2 protein-coding genes are annotated in these 2,583 nt (G+C 77.8%); one reads left to right on the forward strand and one right to left on the reverse strand.

What is annotated here, in order from left to right:
* Positions 1–1,733, forward strand: a 1,733-nt coding sequence (locus EF903_RS31410) for a CocE/NonD family hydrolase (RefSeq protein ID WP_399422112.1), incomplete at its 5' end; no start/stop codon positions are given.
* On the opposite strand, the gene EF903_RS31415 is transcribed toward EF903_RS31410, so the two are convergent.
* Positions 1,675–2,511, reverse strand: a complete 837-nt coding sequence (locus EF903_RS31415; RefSeq protein ID WP_125548377.1) for a LytTR family DNA-binding domain-containing protein — start codon at positions 2,509–2,511, stop codon at positions 1,675–1,677. The two genes, EF903_RS31410 and EF903_RS31415, sit on opposite strands and share 59 nt — an antisense overlap.
* Positions 2,512–2,583: the final 72 nt, after the last annotated feature.

The raw sequence follows: 2,583 nt of genomic DNA on the forward strand, positions 1-2,583 counted from the left end.
GCCCCCGCACACGGCACCACTGGACGCCGCCCCCCGGCAGGCCGCCGCTCTCCGCCCGGCTGATGCGCGGCACCTGGCGCGGCCTGCCGCCGCGCCGCCACGCCGTCGGGTGGGAGCCGGGCCTGCCGGTGCCCGCCGCCGACGGCAGCCCGCTCCTGACCGACCACTACTTCCCGCGCGAGCGGGGCGGCTTCCCGACGCTGCTGGTCCGCACCCCGTACGGCAGGGGCCTGCCCTGGTCCCCCCTGTACGGCCTGCTCTTCGCCGAGCAGGGCTTCCACGTCGTCGTGCAGAGCTGCCGCGGCACCGGCGGCTCCGGCGGCACCTTCCACCTCTGGCGCAACGAACCCGCCGACGGGCAGGCCGCCGTCGAGTGGCTGCGCGCACAGCCCTGGTTCGACGGGCGGCTCGCCACGATCGGCCCCAGCTACCTCGGCTACACCCAGTGGGCCCTGGCCCTCGACCCGCCGCCCGAGCTGAAGGCGATGGTCGTCCAGCTCGGCCTGCACGACCCGCACGGCTGCTACCACGCCGGCGGTGTCCCGAACCTCGACACGATGCTGGCCGGCGGGACCGCCATGGCCCACCAGCACCGGGGCGTGCTCGCGCTGGTCGGGGCGATGCTCCGGCTGCAGCGCCGGCTGGGGGCCGTCACCACCGCCCGCCCCCTGCGCGGCGCCCACCGGGACGCCCTCGGCGAGATCCCCTGGCTGGAGGAGGCCATGGACCGGCCCGACCCGGACGACGCCTTCTGGGAGGGCGCCGACCTCGCTCCCTCCCTGGACCGCGTCACCGTCCCGACCGCGCTCGTCACCGGATGGCACGACGTCCTCGCCGAGCAGTCGCTGGAGCAGTACCGGCGCCTGAGCCGGGCCGGCTGCGACGTGAGCCTGCTGGTCGGGCCGTGGACCCACGCCTCCGCCCTCGGCCGGGGCCTGCCCGATGTGTTCGCGGACGCCCTCGCCTGGCTGCGCGCCCACCTCCAGGACGACCCCTCGGCGCTGCGGCCCACCCCGGTCCGCGTCCACACCGGCGGCGCGCAGGAGTGGCGCGACCTCGCCGACTGGCCGGCCGAGCCGGCCGCCACCACCGCCTGGTACGCGGCGCCCGGCGGGGGCCTGTGCGCGTACCCTCCCGCCGACGGCCTGGAGCCGCTCGCCACGCTGCGCCACGACCCCGACGCCCCCGCCCCGTCGGTCGGCGGCCGCCTCCTCTCCCGCACCGCCGGCGCCCGCGACACCCGCGCCGCGGAGGCCCGCGAGGACGTCCTGGTGTTCACGGGACCGCCGCTCCGGGAAGCCGTGGAGATCCTCGGACCCGTCACGGCCCGGATGACGGTCTCCACCGACACCGGGCACACGGACGTCTTCGCCAGGCTCTGCGACGTCGCCCCCGACGGCCGCTCCGTGAACGTCTGCGACGGCATCGCGCCCGTCCGGGCCGACCCGGACCGCCCCGCCGCGGTGCGCGTCGCCCTGGGCAGCACCGCCCACCGCTTCGAGCCCGGCCACCGGATCCGCTGGCAGGTCGCCGCCGCGGCGCACCCCCGCTACGCGCTCAACCCGGGGACCGGCGAACCGCGGCTGGACGCGACGGAGTTCCTGCCGATCCGGCTGACCGTCCACGCCGCCTCCGCCCTCCTCCTGCCCGGGCCCGCCGGCGCCGGCGGGCCGGCTACCCCGTCGCCCGGCGCATCAGCAGGTCCCGCAGCTGGCGGGCGTGGCGGCGGCTGACCTGGAGCTGCGCCGACCCGACGCGCACGCTGGTCGTGCCGGAGTCCAGCCGGAGCTCCTCGATGCGGCCGAGCGCCACCAGATGGCGGCGGTGGATGCGGACGAAGCCCCGCTCGGCCCAGCGCTCCTCCAGGGTCGACAGGGGGATGCGTACGAGGTGGCTGCCCGCGTCGGTGTGCAGACGGGCGTAGTCGCCCTGGGCCTCTACGTACGCGATGTCGGCGACGGGCACGAACCGCGTCACGCCGCCCAGCTCGACGGCGATCTCCGCAGCCCGGTCCGCGGTGCTCCCGGCGGGCGCCGGCCCTGCCCCCGCCTCGTGCCGCGCCGGGGCGGCGGCCGGGCCGGGCGGGCCGCCGCCGGCCTCCGCCGGGCGGGCCGCGGTGCGCCCGAGCTGGTCGCAGGCCCGGCGGACGGCCTCGGCCAGCCGCTCCGGACGGACCGGCTTGAGGACGTAGTCCACCGCCTTGAGGTCGAACGCCTGCACGGCGAAGCCCTCGTGCGCCGTGACGAACACGACGAGCGGCGGACGCGCGAAGCCCGCCAGCAGGCGGGCGATGTCCAGGCCGGTCAGCCCGGCCATGTGGATGTCGAGGAAGACGACGTCGATGCCGTCCGGGCCGTCGGGCCCGGTCTCCAGCGCGCGGGTGATCCGGCGCAGTGCCCCGGTGGCGTCCGAGGCGCCCTCGGCGCTCAGCACCCGGGCGTCGGAGCGCAGCAGGTACAGCAGCTCCTCCAGGAGCGGCTTCTCGTCGTCGACGGCCAGTACGCGCAGCATGCGACGGAAGTCTAGGGACGGGCGCGCGCCGGGGGAACGGGTGCGCGGCCCGCCCGCCTGGGGGAGGGGGAG

Source organism: Streptomyces sp. WAC05292 (assembly GCF_003949955.1).
GTDB lineage: Bacteria > Actinomycetota > Actinomycetes > Streptomycetales > Streptomycetaceae > Streptomyces > Streptomyces globosus.

What these genes read in the sequence shown, in the direction of transcription:
- EF903_RS31415 (WP_125548377.1), bottom strand. Translation starts at nt 2,511, where the DNA reads ATGCTGCGCGTACTGGCCGTCGACGACGAGAAGCCGCTCCTGGAGGAG.